Source organism: Mesorhizobium sp. M7A.F.Ca.ET.027.02.1.1, from assembly GCF_004022985.1.
Taxonomy (GTDB): domain Bacteria; phylum Pseudomonadota; class Alphaproteobacteria; order Rhizobiales; family Rhizobiaceae; genus Mesorhizobium.
The window spans coordinates 1-1,885 of sequence record NZ_RZOL01000675.1 but is presented as its reverse complement, the minus strand read 5'-3'; the positions used below and the strand labels follow the sequence as shown (position 1 = coordinate 1,885).

At 62.5% G+C, this 1,885-nt stretch carries 2 protein-coding genes and 1 pseudogene; 2 read left to right on the top strand and 1 reads right to left on the bottom strand.

The window, feature by feature from the left end; genetic code table 11:
• Positions 1 to 949: pseudogene (locus EN749_RS35000) on the bottom strand (hypothetical protein); the annotation flags it as partial.
• A 243-nt stretch (positions 950 to 1,192) separates the two neighbouring features.
• Here EN749_RS35000 and EN749_RS34995 point away from each other — a divergent pair.
• Both EN749_RS34995 and EN749_RS34990 read left to right on the top strand, forming a co-directional pair.
• On the top strand, positions 1,193 to 1,579 hold the full coding sequence (locus tag EN749_RS34995) for a hypothetical protein (protein ID WP_128364882.1): 387 nt from the start codon (positions 1,193 to 1,195) through the stop codon (positions 1,577 to 1,579).
• Positions 1,576 to 1,885, top strand: a 310-nt coding sequence (locus EN749_RS34990; protein WP_148674726.1) for an RES domain-containing protein, incomplete at its 3' end; no start/stop codon positions are given. The genes EN749_RS34995 and EN749_RS34990, both read left to right, overlap by 4 nt.

Genomic DNA, 1,885 nt, shown 5'->3' with positions numbered 1-1,885 from the left:
CGTCGTCCACCGCAGCGACAGCTTCCAATCGCGGCAAGGTCACACCCGCCACGTTCGTCCCGATATGGGCAAGCGTACTCTGCGCGAGCTCGGCGAGCCTGGCGCGTGCCGGCCCATAATCGCGGTCGCCGGCAAGCCGGAACCCTGCCGCGGCGAGATCGGCCCTGAGGCTATCTCGATCAATTCTACCGCCAGTGGTCCCGGTCTTGATCGACAGATCGATCAGCCGGCTCCATAGCGCCTCGGCACGGTCGACATCCTCGTCTGCCAGCGCTACGCGCGCGAGTGCTTGACCATACGTCCGAGCGATCGGCGCTGTCGCTTCGAAATCGAACTCGAGAATGAGCATTCGCCGCAAAAGCGACCAGATCGCTTGGTCATCGTCAGCGATGCCGCCGGCGATCAAATGCTTTCGCGTCGTCGCGACGAAGTCGCGCATGTCCTTGCTCGCGACGCCTTTGGCGTCGATGCGGCTGAAGAACGCTATCGCGCTGTCCGCCGTTCGCGCCCATCTGAGCACATCCTGATAGGCGCCTGAAATCTTGCGGCTGGTCCGCTGAGTCGCGATGCCGAGAAGATCCCGGTCTTCCGGGACAGAACCCACCATGCTCCGCGCGATTTGCGACGCGACATCCTGATAGACGCTATCGCTAGGCGAGAAGGTGATATCCCGCTTCGACTGGATTTCGAGGATGAAGTCGCCCGCCGATCCCACGCCCGAAACTATCAGGTCATCGAGCTTGAATCCCTGCTCCGTGCCCTGGAACCGAACGCTGACGACCCGGGCGTCAGGCAAGCCCGGTGCCCGATTGCCCGTCAGCAGCGCAAGCAGATATAGCGCGCCGAGCTCACCTTCGATATAGGCACCGGCCGGCCCCCGCGATGCTGGGCTCGAACCGCGCGCGATTTCAGGGCTGGGCTTCTTTTCCACCATCGACATGATTTGCAAGGAGTCGCCCCCCCGATCAAGTGAGCACGGCACTTTTGTTCCAGCTCGCCTGAACGCACGGCAGGTTATGGTTTCGTTGAGAACGGCTGAAAACGGCCGAGATTGGGCGCATTGCTGCCGCTAACTACCACCCGAGGATGAGGAAGGACAAACAGGGCGCTGGAAGGTGCCAGGCCACTGTTCACTTGCTATGCGTTGGAATGTGCATATATTGTGCAGAGTATGAGAGGTCGAAGATTTGCCATGGCCCACGCACAGCTCGCACATTCCACCGCGATCTCAGGCTTTGTCGATAGCCTTCAGGAGCCGCGCACGCCTTATATCTCGCCGAAACGCCTGTCGCAGGCGCTTGGCGTGAAGGTGGCCAACCTGGCGCAATTGACCGGCGTCCATCGCAACACGCTGCGCAACCCCTCATCTGAGCGCCTGCAGGGCCGGATGCGCGAGATGGTGAAGGTGATCTCGGCCGCGACGGAGCTCACCGGCGACGTCGACAAGGCAATCTACTGGTATCGCAATGAGCCGATCGCCGACTATGGCCATCGCACGGCGGCCGAACTCGTCGCGGACGGCCAGGTCGAAGCAGTCCTGGCCTTTATCCGGGATCTCGAGAACGGGGCGCGCGGGTGAAGATCACCCGCGTCGGGCCGGACGAGATCTTCCATCGCTATCTGACACCCAAATGGGCTTTCCTGCCCACCAGTGGTGGGGGCGCGGCGATCGATGGCGGGCGCTTCAATCGGCCAGGCGTCGAAGCCCTTTACCTGTCCCGCGCGCCTCAGACAGCGTTGGAGGAATACAAGCAGGGTGCCAGCATCACCCCGCCCGCCACCCTTGCCGCCTACAAGATCACGCTCGGCGAGGTGGCCGACCTTTCGCAAGGGTTCGACCCGAACGTCTGGGACAGAGCCTGGCAGGAATGGGATTGTGCCTGGC